Below are 16,391 nucleotides of genomic sequence, written 5' to 3' on the forward strand. Positions count from 1 at the left end.
TCTTGTAACTGTTGTAAGCCGGGCCGTTCCTCGTGTGCGGCATTGCGGCGAAGTTAATAAGAGGTTATAATCTGCAGCCTAATAAAAGTTCTCCGCAGGGTTGTTTGGTGGGGAGTGCTTTCATCTGGTTGGGGAAATACAAGAAGATGGGCAGATGCCCATTTTTTTTTTGTTGAACCGTTTGTAATGGCGCCAACAAGGGGCCATATATGACTTGAATGCGTGTTTTTGCATGTTTTCGGCGCCCAATGCGGCGCTGTCATGCCGAAAACGGGCCTTATTTCTGGAGAATTTCTTGCAGCAGTTGGGATTGATTGAAAAGACAGTTACAGGTCTGGGCTATGAGCTCGTTGATGTCGAACGTGCCGAGCGCGGACTGCTGCGCGTCTTTATTGATTTCAGCGCCGCCGATGCCGCTGAAAAAGGTCCGATCACGGTCGAAGACTGTGCCACGGTGAGTCACCAGTTATCGCATGTGTTGACGGTAGAGAACGTTCCTTACGAGCGTCTCGAGATTTCTTCCCCGGGTCTGGATCGTCCGGTGCGCAAGCTGGAAGACTTCGTCCGTTTCGCAGGCCAGGAAATCATCGTCAAGCTGATGGTGGCGATGCCGGGTACGAACAACCGGAAATCGTTCCAGGGGATATTGCAAGAACCCGTGGGCGATAAATTGTCGTTGGAATTTGAAGGTAAGGATGGTCCGGCGATGTTGGAGTTTACGCTCGCGGATGTGGATAAGGCACGCTTGGTGCCGCAGGTGGTTTTTAAGGGACGCAAAGCATGAGCCGCGAAGTTTTATTATTGGTTGACGCGCTGGCGCGCGAAAAAAACGTCGATAAAGATGTCGTCTTCGGCGCCCTCGAATTCGCGTTGGCGCAAGCCACGAAGAAACGGTATGAGGGTGAAGTAGACATCCGCGTTTCGATCGACCGCGAAACGGGCGAATTCGAATCGTTCCGCCGCTGGCACGTGGTGCCCGATGAAGCGGGCCTGCAATTGCCGGATCAGGAGATCCTGCATTTCGAGGCAAAAGAACAGATTCCCGATATCGAAGTCGATGACCATATCGAAGAACCGATCGAATCCGTTGAATTCGGCCGCCGTTTCGCCCAGGATACCAAGCAGGTGGTCCTGCAGCGCGTGCGTGATGCCGAACGCGAACAGATCCTGGTCGACTTCCTGGAACGCGGCGATTCGCTCGTCACCGGCACCATCAAGCGCATGGAACGCGGCGACGCCATCGTCGAATCGGGCAAGATCGAAGCACGTCTGCCACGCGACCAGATGATCCCGAAAGAGAATCTGCGTATCGGCGACCGTGTGCGTGCATATATCTTGCGCATCGACCGCAATATGCGCGGCCCGCAAGTGATCCTGTCGCGCACCGCGCCAGAATTCATTATGAAGCTGTTCGAGCTGGAAGTGCCGGAAATTGAACAAGGCATGCTGGAAATCAAATCCGCAGCCCGCGATGCCGGCGTCCGCGCCAAGATCGCCGTCTACACGGCCGACAAGCGCATCGACCCGATCGGTACTTGCGTCGGCATGCGCGGTTCGCGCGTGCAGGCCGTGACCGGCGAGCTCGGTGGCGAACGCGTCGACATCGTGCTGTGGTCGGAAGATCCGGCGCAGTTCGTCATCGGCGCCCTGGCGCCGGCGAACGTGTCGTCGATCATGGTTGACGAAGAGAAACACGCGATGGATGTCGTCGTCGATGAAGAAAACCTGGCAATCGCGATCGGCCGTTCCGGCCAGAACGTGCGCCTGGCCTCGGACCTGACCGGCTGGAAGATCAACATCATGACGGCCGAAGAATCGGCCGACAAAGCTGCCCAGGAAACGGCTGCCGTGCGCATCCTGTTCATGGAAAAGCTCGATGTCGACCAGGAAGTGGCCGATATTCTGGTGGAAGAAGGTTTCGCCAGTCTGGAAGAAATCGCTTACGTGCCAATTTCCGAAATGCTGGAAATCGAATCGTTTGACGAAGATACCGTCAATGAACTCCGTACCCGTGCGCGTGATGCGCTCGTGACCGAAGCGATTGCTTCGGAAGAGGGTCTGGAAGGCATGGACGAGGCGTTGGTGGGTCTGGAAGGCATGGACCGCATTACCGCCGGCAAGCTGGGTCTGGCTGGTATCAAGACCGTTGAAGCATTTGCAGCACTGGCATACGACGAATTTGGCGCAATCCTGGCCTTGTCTGCGGACCGTGCGCGTGAACTGATTACAAGTGAATTTAAAGATGTGACCGACGATGAGATGAAGTTGGTTGACTCGAAATACGACGATCGTGCCAAGGCGTTGCAAGCCAAGGCATGGAGTCTGGCCGAATCCGCAAAGGCTTAATTTGAGTATCTTTATCATCTCCGCGACACATAGAAAAGAGGACTGAATGGCGAGTAACAACGTAGCCCAATTTGCCACCGAACTGAAGATGCCTGCAGATTTGCTGCTGACGCAGCTGCGTTCTGCCGGCGTCGAGAAAAGTTCGACGTCAGATCCATTGTCGAAAGATGATAAGGACAAGCTTTTGGATCATCTGCGCCGCACACACGGCGCAGCGGCTGACACAGAAAAGAAAAAAATCACCGTGACCCGCAAGGAAACGACTGAAATCAAGCAAGCTGACGCCACCGGCAAGTCGCGCACCATCCAGGTGGAAGTGCGCAAGAAACGCACTTTCGTCCAGCGTGACGAAGCTGCGCCGGTCGCGGCAGAACCGGCTGCGCCTGCCGCACCGGTGATCGATCCCGCCGACGTGGCGCGCCGTGAAGAAGAAGCCCGTAAACAGGCTGAACTGATCGCCCGCCAGGAAGCCGATCTGCGCGAAAAGCAGGAACGTCTGGCCAAGCTGGACGCGGAAAAAGAAGCCCAGGCGAAAGCCACGCAACAGGCTGAACTTGCTGCGAAGAAAGAAGCTGAAGCGGAAGCGAAGAAAGCGGCCGCCAAGGCTGCCGCCGCGCCTGTCGCCAGCGCCGCTGCGCCTGTCGTTGACGACGCCGCCGCCGAAGCGAAAAAAGCTGCTGCCGCTGAAGAAGCGAAGAAGAAAGCCGCTGCCGCTGCTGTTGCCGCCAAGGAAGCCGCCGATAAAGCGGAAGCCACCGAGCGTGCACGCAAGGCCGTTGCCGACGAAGTCGCCCAGATCAAGGCCATGATGAACGCGCCACGCCGCGCCATCAAGGCACCGGAACCCGTACCGGTTCCAGTGAAACCGAAGGCGCCGGAAGGCACCCTGCACAAGCCTGCTGACAAGAAACCTGGCGACAAGCCGGGCGACAAGAAGCCTGCTGTTGCAGACAAGAAATCCATCAAGTCGGCGAATGTGTCGTCCACCTGGTCCGATGACGCGAAAAAACGCGGCACCACCGGTGGTCCCAAGCCACGCGGCAACAGCGGCCCAGGCGGCCGTGACAGCTGGCGCGGTGGCGCGAAGGGCCGTCGCCCGACGCACCATGACGACCGTGAATCGAACTTCCAGGCACCGACAGAAGCCGTCGTCAAGGACGTGCACGTACCGGAAACGATCACCGTGGCCGAACTGGCGCACAAAATGTCCGTCAAGGCATCCGAAGTCATCAAGCATTTGATGAAATTGGGCCAGATGTGCACGATCAACCAGGTGCTGGACCAGGAAACCGCCATGATTCTGGTGGAAGAAATGGGCCACAAGGCGTTCGCCGCCGAACTGGACGATCCGGAAGCGCTGCTGGCCGATGTGGGCGAACACGCGCACTTCGAAACCAAGCCGCGCGCACCGGTGGTCACCGTCATGGGTCACGTCGACCACGGCAAGACCTCGCTGCTCGATTACATCCGTCGCGCCAAGGTTGCCTCCGGCGAAGCGGGCGGCATTACGCAGCATATCGGCGCTTACCACGTCGATACGCCACGCGGCATGATCACCTTCCTCGACACCCCGGGCCACGAAGCGTTTACCGCCATGCGTGCCCGTGGCGCCAAGGCAACCGACATCGTGATTCTGGTGGTTGCCGCCGACGATGGCGTGATGCCGCAAACGAAAGAAGCGATTGCCCATGCGAAAGCAGCCGGCGTACCGCTGGTGGTGGCGATCAACAAGGTCGACAAACCGGGCGGCAACGTGGACCGCGTGACGCAGGAACTGGTTGCCGAACAAGTCGTGCCGGAAGAATACGGTGGCGAATCGCCATTCGTGCCGGTATCGGCCAAAACGGGCCAGGGTATCGATGACCTGCTGGAACAAGTGCTGTTGCAAGCCGAAGTGCTGGAACTGACGGCACCGGTCGATGCGCCAGCGCGCGGCCTGGTAGTCGAGGCGCGTCTGGACAAGGGCCGTGGTCCTGTCGCGACGATCCTGGTGCAGTCGGGTACCTTGCGCCGCGGCGACGTGATCCTGGCCGGCTCTTCGTATGGCCGTGTTCGCGCCATGCTGGACGAGAACGGCAAGCCGATCGCCGAAGCGGGTCCTTCGATTCCGGTCGAAATCCAGGGTCTGACGGAAGTGCCGGTCGCCGGTGAAGAAGTCGTCGTCATGGCTGACGAGCGCAAGGCGCGTGAAATCGGTCTGTTCCGTCAAGGTAAGTTCCGCGACGTGAAACTGGCGAAACAGCAAGCTGCGAAACTGGAAAACATGTTCGACCAGATGGCCGAAGGCGAAGTGAAAAACTTGCCGTTGATCATCAAAACCGACGTGCAAGGTTCGCAGGAAGCGCTGGTTGGTTCGCTGCAGAAACTGTCGACCTCCGAAGTGCGCGTACAAGTTGTGCACGCAGCCGTCGGCGGCATCACGGAATCGGACGTCAACCTGGCAGTCGCCTCGAAAGCGGTCATCATCGGCTTCAACGCCCGTGCGGATGCCCAGGCACGCAAGCTGGCCGAGTCGAATGGCGTGGACATTCGCTACTACAACATCATTTACGATGCGATCGACGAGATCAAATCGGCGTTGTCGGGCATGTTGGCACCAGAGAAACGCGAAACCGTCATCGGGCAGGTCGAGATCCGCCAGGTTATCCTGGTCTCGAAAGTGGGCGCGATTGCCGGTTGCCTGGTCACCGATGGCGTGGTCAAGCGTGCTTCTTCCGTCCGCCTGTTGCGCAACAACATCGTGGTGTGGAGCGGCGAGATCGACTCCCTGAAACGCTTCAAGGACGATGCGAAAGAAGTTCGCGCCGGTCTGGAGTGCGGCCTGTCGCTGAAGAACTACAACGACATTCAGGTTGGCGACACCCTGGAAGTGTTCGAAGTCCAGGAAATCGCTCGTACCCTGTAATCACAGCAGCAATGGCGCGGACATATCGTTGTCCGCGCAAACACGTGGGGCGCATTGGTCAACGGGCAACCGTTTGACCCATGCGCCCTGCGGCACTTAGGACAGCATAAAATCATGGCTAAACATAGCAAAACCATGCCGGCGCGCGGCTTGCGCGTGGCGGACCAGATCCAGCGCGATCTGGCTGAAATCATCGCCTACGAATTGAAAGACCCGCGCGTGGGCACGATGATCACCATCACCGAAGTACAGATCACGCCCGATTACGCGCACGCCAAGGTGTTTTTCACGATGTTGAAAGACAGCAAGGAAGCCATCAAGAACACCACCGAGGGCCTGATGGCCGCAGCCGGCTTCATCCGTGGCTTGCTGGGCAAGCGCCTGCACATCCACACCCTGCCGATGCTGCATTTCGTGCACGACAGCTCGACTTCGCGCGGCATGGAAATGTCCTTGCTGATCGACAAGGCCAACGCCACGCGCGCGGCCGATGCCGAGCCGGATGTCAAACCAGAAGCGGACGAGCAATAACAGTGGCCGGACCGAAGAAACCGCCCGGCATCAAGCGGGTGCGCGACCTGGTCGACGGCGTCTTGCTGCTCGATAAGCCCGTGGGCTGGTCCAGCAACGACGCCCTGATCAAGGCCAAGCGTGTCTTGAACGCGAAAAAGGCGGGCCATACGGGCACGCTGGATCCGTTCGCCACGGGCTTGCTGCCATTGTGCTTTGGCGAGGCGACGAAGTTCTCGCAGGACTTGCTGGAAGCCGACAAGACCTACGAAACCCTGGTGCACCTGGGGCAGACGACGGATACGGGCGACACGGAAGGCGAAGTGCTGGAAACGCGTGAAGTCAACGTCACCGAAGAGCAGATCGAAGCCGTGCTGGCGCGGTTCCGCGGGCCGATCCTGCAGACGCCGCCCATGTACTCGGCCTTGAAAAGGGACGGCAAGCCCTTATATGAGTATGCAAGGGCAGGCATCACGCTGGAGCGCGAAGCGCGTCCGGTGACCATCCACAAGCTCGAGTTCCTCGGCTACGAAGCCCCGTTCCTGAAATTGTCCGTGATGTGCAGCAAGGGCACGTATATCCGCGTGCTGGGCGAAGACATCGGCCATGCCCTCGGTTGCGGCGGCCATCTGAACGCCTTGCGCCGCACGCAGGTCGGCAACCTGACTTTGGACGGCGTCGTCACGCTCGATGAGCTGACGGCGCATGCCGCGCCGCTGAGTCTGCTGGCGCCCGTCGATGCATTATTGTCGAGTTTCCCCGCCGTCCAGTTGACGGAAGAATTGGCCAAGCGTTTCCTGCATGGCCAGCGCATCGCGCTGGGCAAGGAAGATGTCGCCGTGCCAGCCGAACCGGGCAGGGTGCGCGTGTATCACGACGCCAAATTGCTGGGCACGGGCCAGTTGCAGGAGTACAGCATCCTGGCGCCCGAACGGCTGATCGCCACAGCGCATCAGTGACCACCTGACCAAACCTACTGCGCGTCGTGATTTGCGGCCTGCGATGCTCACTGTGCATGCGCACAGCTGCGCTTCTTAGCCACAACTCCCTTCCGCTCGCTACGGTTTTGTCAGGTGTCGTTAAGTCATAGGTAAGTCATGGTCAAGTCATATTGATCAGCGACACTGCTAACCCGGTGTCGTATTTTTAAACAAACCGTCCCCGACTGCGGGAGCCGCCAGCATTTTTAGATAGCGTTGCAACGCAACATGCTATACTACGCGGTTCCGGAAATAGATTAGCATTCGGGTATCTCGTACATCTTGTACGCACTCCGCAGTTTTTCAGTAACTACTACGACCATGTCAAATACAAAACGCGCAATTCGTAATATCGCCATTATCGCCCACGTTGACCACGGCAAAACCACGCTGGTGGATCAGCTGCTGCGCCAGTCCGGCACCTTCCGTGAAAACCAAGCGGTCGACACCCGAGTCATGGACTCGAACGACCTGGAAAAGGAGCGCGGCATTACGATTCTGTCGAAGAACTGCGCCGTTGAGTACGAAGGCACCCACATCAACATCGTCGACACCCCAGGCCACGCCGACTTCGGCGGCGAAGTGGAACGTGTTCTGTCGATGGTGGACTCGGTTCTGCTGCTGATCGATGCACAGGAAGGCCCGATGCCGCAAACCCGTTTCGTCACGCGCAAGGCGCTGGCACTGGGTCTGAAGCCTATCGTGATCGTCAACAAGATCGACCGTCCAGGCGCACGTCCGGACTGGGCCATCAACCAGACGTTCGAACTGTTCGACAAGCTGGGCGCTACCGACGAGCAACTGGATTTCCCTATCGTTTACGCTTCGGGCCTGAACGGCTATGCCGGCCTGACCGAAGACGTGCGCGGCGGCGACATGAAGCCGATGTTCGACGCCATCCTGGAACACGTTCCAGTACGTGACGACAATCCGGAAGGCCCGCTGCAAATGCAGATCACTTCGCTGGACTACTCGTCGTACGTCGGCAAGATCGGCATTGGCCGCGTCAACCGCGGTACCGTTAAAGTTGGTCAAGACGTGCTGGTCATCAATGGCCCAGGCGCCACGCCAATCAAAGGCCGCATCAACCAGGTGCTGAACTTCAAGGGCCTGGAGCGCGTGCTGGTGGACGAAGCCGTCGCCGGCGACATCTGCCTGATCAACGGTATCGATGAAATCGGCATCGGTTCGACCCTGTGCGCAGTGGACACGCCTGAAGCGCTGCCGATGCTGACCGTCGACGAGCCGACCCTGACCATGAACTTCATGGTCAACAACTCGCCACTGGCTGGCCGCGAAGGCAAGTTCGTTACCTCGCGTCAACTGCGTGACCGTCTGGAAAAAGAATTGAAAGCCAACGTTGCTCTGCGCGTAGCGCCGACCGACGACGACACGATCTTCGAAGTATCGGGCCGCGGCGAGCTGCACCTGACGATTCTGATCGAAAACATGCGTCGCGAAGGCTTCGAGCTGGCCGTATCGCGTCCACGCGTGGTCTTCAAGATGGTCGATGGCGTGCGCCACGAGCCGTTTGAAAACCTGTCGGTCGACGTGGAAGAAGCCAACCAGGGCGGCGTCATGGAAGAACTGGGCCGTCGTCGCGGCGACCTGCAAAACATGGAATCGGATGGCAAGGGCCGCGTGCGTCTCGAGTACCTGATCCCGGCACGTGGCCTGATCGGCTTCCAGGGCGAATTCATGACCCTGACCCGCGGCACCGGCCTGATGAGCCACGTATTCCACGAATACGCGCCAGTCGACAACACCCGTGGCGAAATGGCTGGCCGTCGCAACGGCGTGCTGATCTCGCAAGACGACGGCGCCGCTGTTGCCTACGCTATCTGGAAACTGCAAGATCGCGGCCGCATGTTCGTGTCGCACAATGACCCGGTCTACGAAGGCATGGTCATCGGCATCCACTCGCGCGACAACGACCTGGTCGTCAACCCGATCAAGGGCAAGCAGCTGACCAACGTGCGTTCGTCGGGTACCGACGAAGCAGTGCGCCTGGTGCCGCCTATCCAGATGTCGCTGGAATACGCAGTCGAATTCATCGAGGACGACGAACTGGTGGAAATCACCCCGAAATCGATCCGTCTGCGCAAGCGCTTCCTGAAAGAGCACGAGCGTAAAAAAGCGTCGCGCGACGCGTAATACCCGCGTGAGCATGGATTGACGTCCATGCCGCTTTCGGCCCGCTGCGCCGCATGACTTTAACCGGTGATGCGCGCAGCGGGTTTGTTGTTTGTAGAAGCTGTTGTGTATTGACCTGTTTTTATTGATCCTATGACTACGTCCTCCCTGCCTTCCCGCCGCCTGTCCGTCGCCCCCATGATGGACTGGACCGACCGCCATTGCCGCAAGTTCCACCGCGAAATCACGCGTCACACCTGGCTCTACACCGAGATGGTGACGACGGGCGCGCTCGTGTACGGCGACGTGGAGCGCCATCTGCGCTTCAACGAGGAAGAGCATCCCGTCGCCCTGCAGCTGGGCGGCAGCGATCCGACAGACCTGGCCACCAGCGCGAAGCTGGGCCAGCAGTGGGGCTATGACGAAGTCAACCTGAACTGCGGCTGCCCGTCCGAGCGCGTGCAAAAAGGCGCGTTTGGCGCCTGCCTGATGGCCGAGCCGCAGCTGGTGGCCGACTGCGTGAAAGCCATGCGCGACGTGGTCGACATCGACGTCACCGTGAAACACCGCATCGGCATCGATGACAGCGAATCGTACGACTTCGTGCGCGATTTCGTCGGCACCGTGGCCGATGCCGGCTGCAAGACATTTATTGTGCATGCGCGTAACGCCATCCTGAAAGGCTTGAGTCCGAAGGAAAACCGCGAAGTGCCGCCCCTCAAGTATGACTATGCCTACCGTTTGAAGCGTGATTTTCCGCAATTCGAGTTCATTATCAACGGCGGCATCAAGACACTCGATGAGATCGACCTGCATTTGCAGCACCTGGACGGCGTGATGCTGGGCCGCGAGGCCTACCACAACCCGTATGTGATGGCGCAGTTCGACCAGCGCTATTACGGCGACGACGCGCCCGTGAAAACGCGCGAGCAAGTGCTCGAGGCGATGATTCCGTATATCAGCGCGCAGCTGGAGAAGGAAGCGGGGAGATTAAAACTGAACAGCGTGACGCGCCACATGCTGGGCCTGATGCAAAACCTGCCCGGCGCGCGCGGCTTCCGCCAGACCTTGTCCGACTCGAAGAAGCTGGCATCGGGCGACCCCCGTTTGCTGCTGGAAGCGGCGGCGCGCCTGTCGCTGCCCGCGTAATGAGCGGCGACTGCCACGCCCATGCACAGCAGTTGCATGGTTACCTGCAAGCCGTCAGCGCCCTGAAGGATGACGGCAGCCTGTTTCTTTGCGAGTATCTGGGACCCGTCGCGCCGCAGGCATCGCTCGATGCGCTGTGCCGCGTGCTGCGGATTGCGCCGGAGGGCGTGTCCTTGCAGCCGCTCGAGAGCGTGGCATGCAGCGGCATCGCCTGCACGCCGCGCCAGTGGCTGCTGGAGCGTATTCGTCCCATGAGCGAGGCGGACCGCCAGCCGTTCGATGCGCGTTTATATGACGGTTTCGAGCGCGAACTGGCCGAACTGCTGCGCGGCGAGCCCCACTGGTATCAACTGGTATTGTCTGGCCAGCGCAGCCTTGCCGGCCAATTGGGCGCCATCTGGAGCGTCTTTGTCTTCGGCACAGAGTGCCACGCCTATGTGATGCATTGCAGCTGGGACAGCTGATCCAACTTGTCTATACCGCTGCCCCTGCGCAGTGGTATTGTCCGTACTTCCCCCTCCTCTGAGCACCCCTCCCAAAACGATGCAATATGGCTATGCCATGTGTTGTAAATGCGCTGTTTCGGCGCACGCCCGCACTGTCGTGGGGCGTTTCTATGGGGCAAGAATCGGCGTTGTTGCCATTTCCCCGAAGAAAGTTAATCTGCCATTTATTCAGGTACTTATTGCTTGCTTTGAGGCAAAATTTACACCTATAATTGATTATAGACAAATATTTCTCATATGAATGTTTGATGTTGATCTCGCATCATCAGTGTCAAAAATTCAGGGTGTGGAACAAGTTTGCATTCGCAGTCACTGGCGTTTTCAGGGCTGTTGTAGATCAGGAAGTACCCCAGGCTGCGTGCGGCCGGATACCGCCAGCATACCAATGGGTAAGGGCGGATGCCGGTGTTACGCAGCCTTCGTCTTGTCGTGCCGGGCAAAAATCCTTATCAATAGTTTCATTTACGAAGAGCCGAAATGAATTTAGCAAAAATGAAGGTTGGTACCCGCCTGGGCCTGGGTTTCGCCCTGGTACTGGTTCTGCTGGTGGCCGTGACCGTCCTCGGCATCGCGCGGATGGCGCAAATCCAGGAACGTCTCGATCACGTGATCAATGTCAACAACGTCGTCACCCGCCTGGTGATCGATATGCGTGGCAACGTCAGCGACCGCATCACCTCGCTGCGCATCCTCACCCTGATGACGGACGCGGGCGATATGGAGCCGGAAATGGCACGTATCAAGACGCAGACCAGCACCTATCAGGAAACGCAGAAGAAGCTCGAAGAGAAATTCGCCATCGAGTCGACCTCTGAAGAAAAAGCCTTGCTGGCCTCGATCAAGGAATACGAGGCGGCCGCCATGCCAGCCATCGCCAAGGCGTCGGCACTGTGGATGGCCAACGATGCGGAAGGCGCCACGCGCGTGATGATCAAGGAAATCCGCCCGGTACAGAAAAAATGGATGGAAGCGCTGGAGCAACTGGCCGTGCTGGAAGACAAGCTCAATGAGCAGATGCAATCGGATGCCCGCAAGGCCTTCGACAGCGCGCGCCTGTTCATGATCATCCTCGGCGTGCTGGCCGTGGCGATGGGCGTGGCGGCGGCGCTGGTGATTACCCGCGGCCTGCTGAAACAGCTGGGCGGCGAGCCTGACTACACGGCATCGATCGCCGGCAGCATCGCAATGGCGACCTGTCGATCGGCATCCACACCCAGCCATCGGATAATTCCAGCCTGCTGGCGGAAATGAAGGAAATGCGCAACAGCCTGGTGGGCATCGTCGGCCAGGTGCGCGTCGGCACGGAAACCATCGGCACGGCCTCGCGCGAAATTGCCGACGGCAATATCGACCTGTCGTCGCGTACGGAGATGCAGGCCAGCGCGCTGGAAAAAACGGCGTCGGCCATGGAAGAGCTGACCTCGACCGTGAAACAGAATGCGGACAATGCGCGCGAAGCCAATAAACTGGCCGCCACCGCGTCGGACGTGGCCCTGAAAGGCGGCTCCGTGGTCTCGCAAGTGGTCGACACCATGAGTTCGATCAATGAATCGGCGAAGAAAATTGTCGACATCATCGGCGTGATCGACGGCATCGCCTTCCAGACGAATATTCTGGCGCTGAACGCGGCCGTGGAAGCGGCACGTGCCGGCGAACAAGGCCGCGGCTTTGCCGTGGTGGCGTCGGAAGTGCGCAACCTGGCCCAGCGCTCCGCTGGCGCCGCGAAAGAAATCAAGATCCTCATCGACGATTCGGCCGAGAAGACGGAACGCGGCACGCGTTTGGTGGGCCAGGCCGGCGTGACGATGGGCGAAGTGGTCGACAGCGTGCGCCGCGTCACCGACATCATGAGCGAGATCGCCAGTGCCAGCCAGGAACAAAGCGCCGGCATCGAGCAGGTCAACCTGTCGATCATCGAAATGGATGGCATGACGCAGCAAAATGCGGCCCTGGTGGAGCAGGCAGCCGCCGCGGCGCAAAGCTTGCAGGACCAGGCGGCCGAACTGGCCCACGTGGTCAGCATCTTCAAGCTGGTCGAAGGCGAAGAGAAGCCGGCGGCGTACGTGCCGGCCCCCGTGGCCGCCGCCGCGGCGCCAGTGGCCGCGCGCAAGCCGGCGCCGGCATTGCGCCCGGTCAAGTCGCTGACCCGCAAGGTGGAAGCGGCCGCACCCGTGGCCGCCCCCGGCGCCGCGCAAGGCGGCAGCGGCGAGCAGCAATGATGAGTGGGAAGAGTTTTAAGCGCGGCCAACAGCGCACAGGAAATCGAAATTACCGTATCTGATAATCATGGGGAAGCACATGTTTGAGAATAAGAGTTTGATGAGTGTTGCAGCAGCCTTGCTGGTATCCGTTTCTTCCGCCGCCTTCGCGGCCGAGGTACCGGCGTCGTTCGATGCCAAGAACTGCAAGGCCGACTATCCGAAAGCCTCGCTGATGAACGAAGAGCAGGGCACCGTCTCGATGTCTTTCCTGGTCAACGCCGACGGTAGCGTTGCCGATTCGAAAATCGAGAAGAGCAGCGGCTTCAAGAACCTGGACAAGGCCGCCATCAAGGCTCTGTCCGCGTGCAAGTTCAAGCCGGGCACCAAGGATGGCGCTGCTGCGCAAACCTGGACCAAGGTCGATTACGCCTGGAAGCTGGACTGATCCATATATTGCTGGGAGGTAACTCCCGGCATGCATTCTCCGCTACGGGCGGCGCCTGCGAGGGCGCCGCCCGTATTGTTATGTGCGCCAGCCAACGGCGCCGGCGCCGCCGATTCTGTTACCCTCGAAACATACCTTCGGGATCTCCCACCACAAGAGGCCTACCATGCAGCGCATCCTGACACTTTCTTCCCTGGCGGCCACCGGCTTGCTGCTTTCCGCCTGCGCATCGCTGGGCACGCCTGTCGGCTTGCAGGCGGGACAAACCGTCGCCGTCGTCAACAGCTTGAGCTGGGACAATCCCCTGACGGGCAAGCGCGACGGCGTGCGCACCAGCTGGCCCATCAAGGATGGCAAGATTGCCCCTGAATATTTCCCGCTGGCGCAATTGAAGCAGTGCGAGGCCGGCGGCACGCCTTGCGCCTGGGGCGTGATGCGGGCGCAGCGCAGCGCACCCACGCTGAGCTTTGTAGACGGCGGCGTGGACGTGGCGCTGAGCGTATCGATCGAGGTGGCGCGGCGCCAGGACGCGCGCCAGGGCGAGACGCAGACGGCGATGGCGATACCGCAGGATGTGCCGGCCCTGGCGGGCAAGCAGCGCGTGCAGCCCAGCTGGAAATTGAAGTATGGCAAGGTCGAGCAGGTCGAGCTCGATTACGGCGTGCGCTACCAGGTGTGCGTGCAGCGCTACGATGCGGCCGGCAAGGCCATCGACACCTGTGCGATTCCATTTATCTGAGGAAACATGCCGCGTGCGCCGCTTGTGGCGCGATTGCGACATTTCATGTTGCGGCGTGCGTCGGGGTGTAACAATAGGTAAAAGCACAGCAAAGCACGGCGTAATTTCTTATAGTACTTCATTAGAGATCGGTATTGGTACAAGAGGAGAATTGCGATGAAAACCCTGTTGGCAGTAATCTCGCTGGCCGCCCTCGGTGGCTGCGCCGTGGCGCCGCCCGGGCCCGCGTATTACGGTTCGCGCGCGCCACAGGCGGCCTACAATCCCTATGAATGGCATACGGTCTCGTCCGAACCGGTGCAGTCGGGCCGCGTGATGAGCGCGCCGCGCGTCGAATACACGAATGAACCCGTCTACGTGCAGCAGCAGCCGGTGTACGTGCAGCAGCCCGTATATGTGCCGGCACCCGTCTACGCGCCGCAACCGTATTATTACAATCCGCCCGTATCGATCGGGCTTGATTTCGTGTTTGGCTTTGGGCGCTACGGTGGACACCGCGGCGGCTGGGGCGGGCATGGCCGTTACCACGGCAGGCGCTAGCCGGCGCGCGTTGTCCGGTGACGGACTGCGGCGGCGCCTGATGACATCAGTGGAAATACACGGAACTCTGGTGCAGCACGTCCGCCGAGCACAGGATGTACATCGCCGCCGCTGCCAGACCTATTTGCAAGGCGCCAAAGCTGATCGGGATGAGGCGGGACATGTCGTACTCCTGAGTGTGTGAGGTGTGGTCAGGCTTTCATCATAGGTTGAATTGATGCCTTTGGGCATCGGATGAATGTCCGCCGCCATGTAGGACAACACCTCGTCGCTGCCTGGCTGTCCTGCCGCTTAGCGGTTTTTCCAGCGCAGCACCGGCTCTTCCGGCGCCGTGTCCGGCACGTTCGAGATCGCCAGCCAGTGCGTCAGGCGTTCCGGATGCTTGAGATTGATGCCCATGCCATCGATGATGCCGATTTGCTCCAGCATGCGCGCATCGATCTTCGCCTTCGACACCGTGGGCGCGCCCATGACCATGCGGTCATACGCCTTGCGCGCCTTGTGTTCCCACTTGTGCAGATTGCTTTCGTCGAAGCGGTTCGCTTCGAAATACACGGTCAGGGTGCCATCGAGGTTGCCGAAGCCGACGATGCCCGCGCCCTTGCGGATGGTGGTGGTGTTGTCGATGTCAAATTCCGCCGTGGGCACGAAGATGCCGGCGCGGCCATCGATGTCGGGACGTCCCACGGGCGTTTCCTTGCCGTAGGAACTGGTTTCGGTAATGGTTTTTTCTGCGGACATGGTGCGTGTGTGGCGGCCGTGCCGGGAGCACAATCGGGCCCGGCAGCGCCAGTCATCCTGTTCAAAAAATGCGTGCTGATGATCAGGGCGGGGTAGGGGCCCTGGCGGAGCGATGCTTGGCATTGCTTGATACCCCCCTATTGTAGCGCCAATTTAATTCTTCTTGGCAACATTTCCTGAAAATTATGCTCCCGTTTTCCCATGAAAAAAGCCGCCCGGCCATGGTGGCGGGGCGGCTGATTCGCGACGCTCGTTCAGGCTCAGGCAGCGTTCTTGCGGCGCGCCATGAAACCCAGCAAACCCAGGCCCAGCAGCATCATGGCGTAGCTTTCCGGTTCCGGCACGGCCGTCGTCACCGAGACGTTATCCAGGTAGGAACCATAGGTCGGCGCGGAGACGGGGCCGACCGATTCGAAGCGCAGCAGGCTCGACGAGCCGAGCGCCGTCACGTTCTGGCTGTAGGTTTGCCACACGCCGGTGGTGGTGCCGACCAGAGCCGTTGGCGTGAGCAGGGTCGAACCCCAGTAGACATTCATCAGACTGCTCGCGCCGCCTGGCGTATTCGGGCGGCCCGAATAGGCAAACGACAGCGCATACGTGCCGCCGGCCGTGGTGGCGATGGCTTGCGACACGGAGGTCAGGCGCGCGGCGTTGAGTTCCAGGTATTGCGTGCCGGCGGCGGCAACGGGATTGAAGCCGCTCAGGCCGCCTTGCGTGGCGCCCTTCTGGATTTCAAACGCCGTATTGCCGCTGACGGACGAAGTCCAGCCTGTGACGGCGCTCAGTTGCGCGAACGGCGTGTTGATGGCATTGCTTTCGAAGCTGCCGTTGACGACCAGTTCGGTCGCGGCGTTGGCGGCGCCGGCAGTGATCAGGGAAGTGAGTGCGGCGATCTTGATGAGGGTGGCAGGCATGTTCATGTATGGTCTGTTATCTTATTTAATGATTAATTTAATTTCTTAAATGATATTAAAGAATATCACTAAAACTCACCGGAAGTAGATGTTTCTCGCTAAAAAATTTGTAATTATGAAATTATCTGTGTTTAAATTGAAAATAATTTCCATGGCGAACTAATATTGTCAGCCTCGAGGGTGAGGCGGCCATGTTTAGGCTTGCATTAAGCATCTTTGTGACAGGACAGGCGAAAAAAACCTGCATCGACGTGACGGCGATGCAGGTTGTGATAGGTGCGC

At 59.5% G+C, this 16,391-nt stretch carries 13 protein-coding genes and 1 pseudogene; 12 read left to right on the top strand and 2 right to left on the bottom strand.

Annotated features, from left to right (window positions below; translation table 11 throughout):
* Positions 1 to 295: 295 nt before the first annotated feature.
* The 12 genes and pseudogenes from rimP (at position 296) to ACQVLG_RS13515 (ending at position 14,454) form a co-directional block, all read left to right on the top strand.
* Complete coding sequence (gene rimP / locus ACQVLG_RS13460) at positions 296 to 784, top strand: ribosome maturation factor RimP (RefSeq protein WP_035828693.1); 489 nt, start codon at positions 296 to 298, stop codon at positions 782 to 784.
* The gene (gene nusA / locus ACQVLG_RS13465) at positions 781 to 2,346 is read left to right on the top strand and encodes a transcription termination factor NusA (protein WP_086144982.1); all 1,566 of its coding nucleotides are present in this window, start codon (positions 781 to 783) and stop codon (positions 2,344 to 2,346) included. Before rimP ends, nusA begins: the two co-directional genes overlap by 4 nt.
* Positions 2,347 to 2,392: 46 nt before the next feature.
* Positions 2,393 to 5,251: a translation initiation factor IF-2 gene (infB, locus tag ACQVLG_RS13470; protein WP_230538711.1), complete on the top strand. Its 2,859-nt coding sequence runs from the start codon at positions 2,393 to 2,395 to the stop codon at positions 5,249 to 5,251.
* Positions 5,252 to 5,365: 114 nt separating this feature from the next.
* Positions 5,366 to 5,782 (top strand): 30S ribosome-binding factor RbfA, encoded by a 417-nt coding sequence (gene rbfA, locus ACQVLG_RS13475; protein WP_076569135.1) that lies wholly within the window; start codon positions 5,366 to 5,368, stop codon positions 5,780 to 5,782.
* Positions 5,783 to 5,784: 2 nt separating this feature from the next.
* Positions 5,785 to 6,720, top strand: a complete 936-nt coding sequence (gene truB, locus ACQVLG_RS13480) for a tRNA pseudouridine(55) synthase TruB (protein WP_474295025.1) — start codon at positions 5,785 to 5,787, stop codon at positions 6,718 to 6,720.
* Positions 6,721 to 7,062: 342 nt separating this feature from the next.
* Complete coding sequence (gene typA, locus ACQVLG_RS13485; protein WP_230538709.1) at positions 7,063 to 8,895, top strand: translational GTPase TypA; 1,833 nt, start codon at positions 7,063 to 7,065, stop codon at positions 8,893 to 8,895.
* 132 nt (positions 8,896 to 9,027) lie between these two features.
* Positions 9,028 to 10,023, top strand: coding sequence for a tRNA dihydrouridine(20/20a) synthase DusA (gene dusA, locus ACQVLG_RS13490; protein ID WP_474295028.1), 996 nt, complete (start codon positions 9,028 to 9,030; stop codon positions 10,021 to 10,023).
* The gene (locus ACQVLG_RS13495; protein WP_474295030.1) at positions 10,023 to 10,487 is read left to right on the top strand and encodes a hypothetical protein; all 465 of its coding nucleotides are present in this window, start codon (positions 10,023 to 10,025) and stop codon (positions 10,485 to 10,487) included. The genes dusA and ACQVLG_RS13495 overlap by 1 nt, the downstream gene beginning before the upstream one ends.
* 534 nt (positions 10,488 to 11,021) lie before the next feature.
* A pseudogene (locus ACQVLG_RS13500) lies at positions 11,022 to 12,767 on the top strand (methyl-accepting chemotaxis protein).
* A gap of 60 nt (positions 12,768 to 12,827) precedes the next feature.
* A complete protein-coding gene (locus ACQVLG_RS13505; protein WP_474295032.1) occupies positions 12,828 to 13,175 on the top strand; it encodes an energy transducer TonB in 348 nt (115 codons plus the stop codon).
* 166 nt (positions 13,176 to 13,341) lie between these two features.
* Positions 13,342 to 13,914, top strand: coding sequence for a hypothetical protein (locus tag ACQVLG_RS13510; protein WP_474295033.1), 573 nt, complete (start codon positions 13,342 to 13,344; stop codon positions 13,912 to 13,914).
* Between the two features lie 156 nt (positions 13,915 to 14,070).
* The gene (locus tag ACQVLG_RS13515) at positions 14,071 to 14,454 is read left to right on the top strand and encodes a hypothetical protein (RefSeq protein WP_230538703.1); all 384 of its coding nucleotides are present in this window, start codon (positions 14,071 to 14,073) and stop codon (positions 14,452 to 14,454) included.
* A gap of 291 nt (positions 14,455 to 14,745) precedes the next feature.
* Here the strand turns inward: ACQVLG_RS13515 and ACQVLG_RS13520 are convergent, their stop codons facing one another.
* Entirely contained in the window at positions 14,746 to 15,195 is a 450-nt protein-coding gene (locus tag ACQVLG_RS13520) for a hypothetical protein (protein WP_230538702.1), read from the bottom strand.
* 260 nt (positions 15,196 to 15,455) lie between these two features.
* A complete protein-coding gene (locus ACQVLG_RS13525) occupies positions 15,456 to 16,109 on the bottom strand; it encodes an FxDxF family PEP-CTERM protein (protein ID WP_474295035.1) in 654 nt (217 codons plus the stop codon).
* Positions 16,110 to 16,391 lie beyond the last annotated feature (282 nt).

The sequence above is a fragment of the Janthinobacterium sp. TPC_1 genome (genome assembly GCF_056037845.1).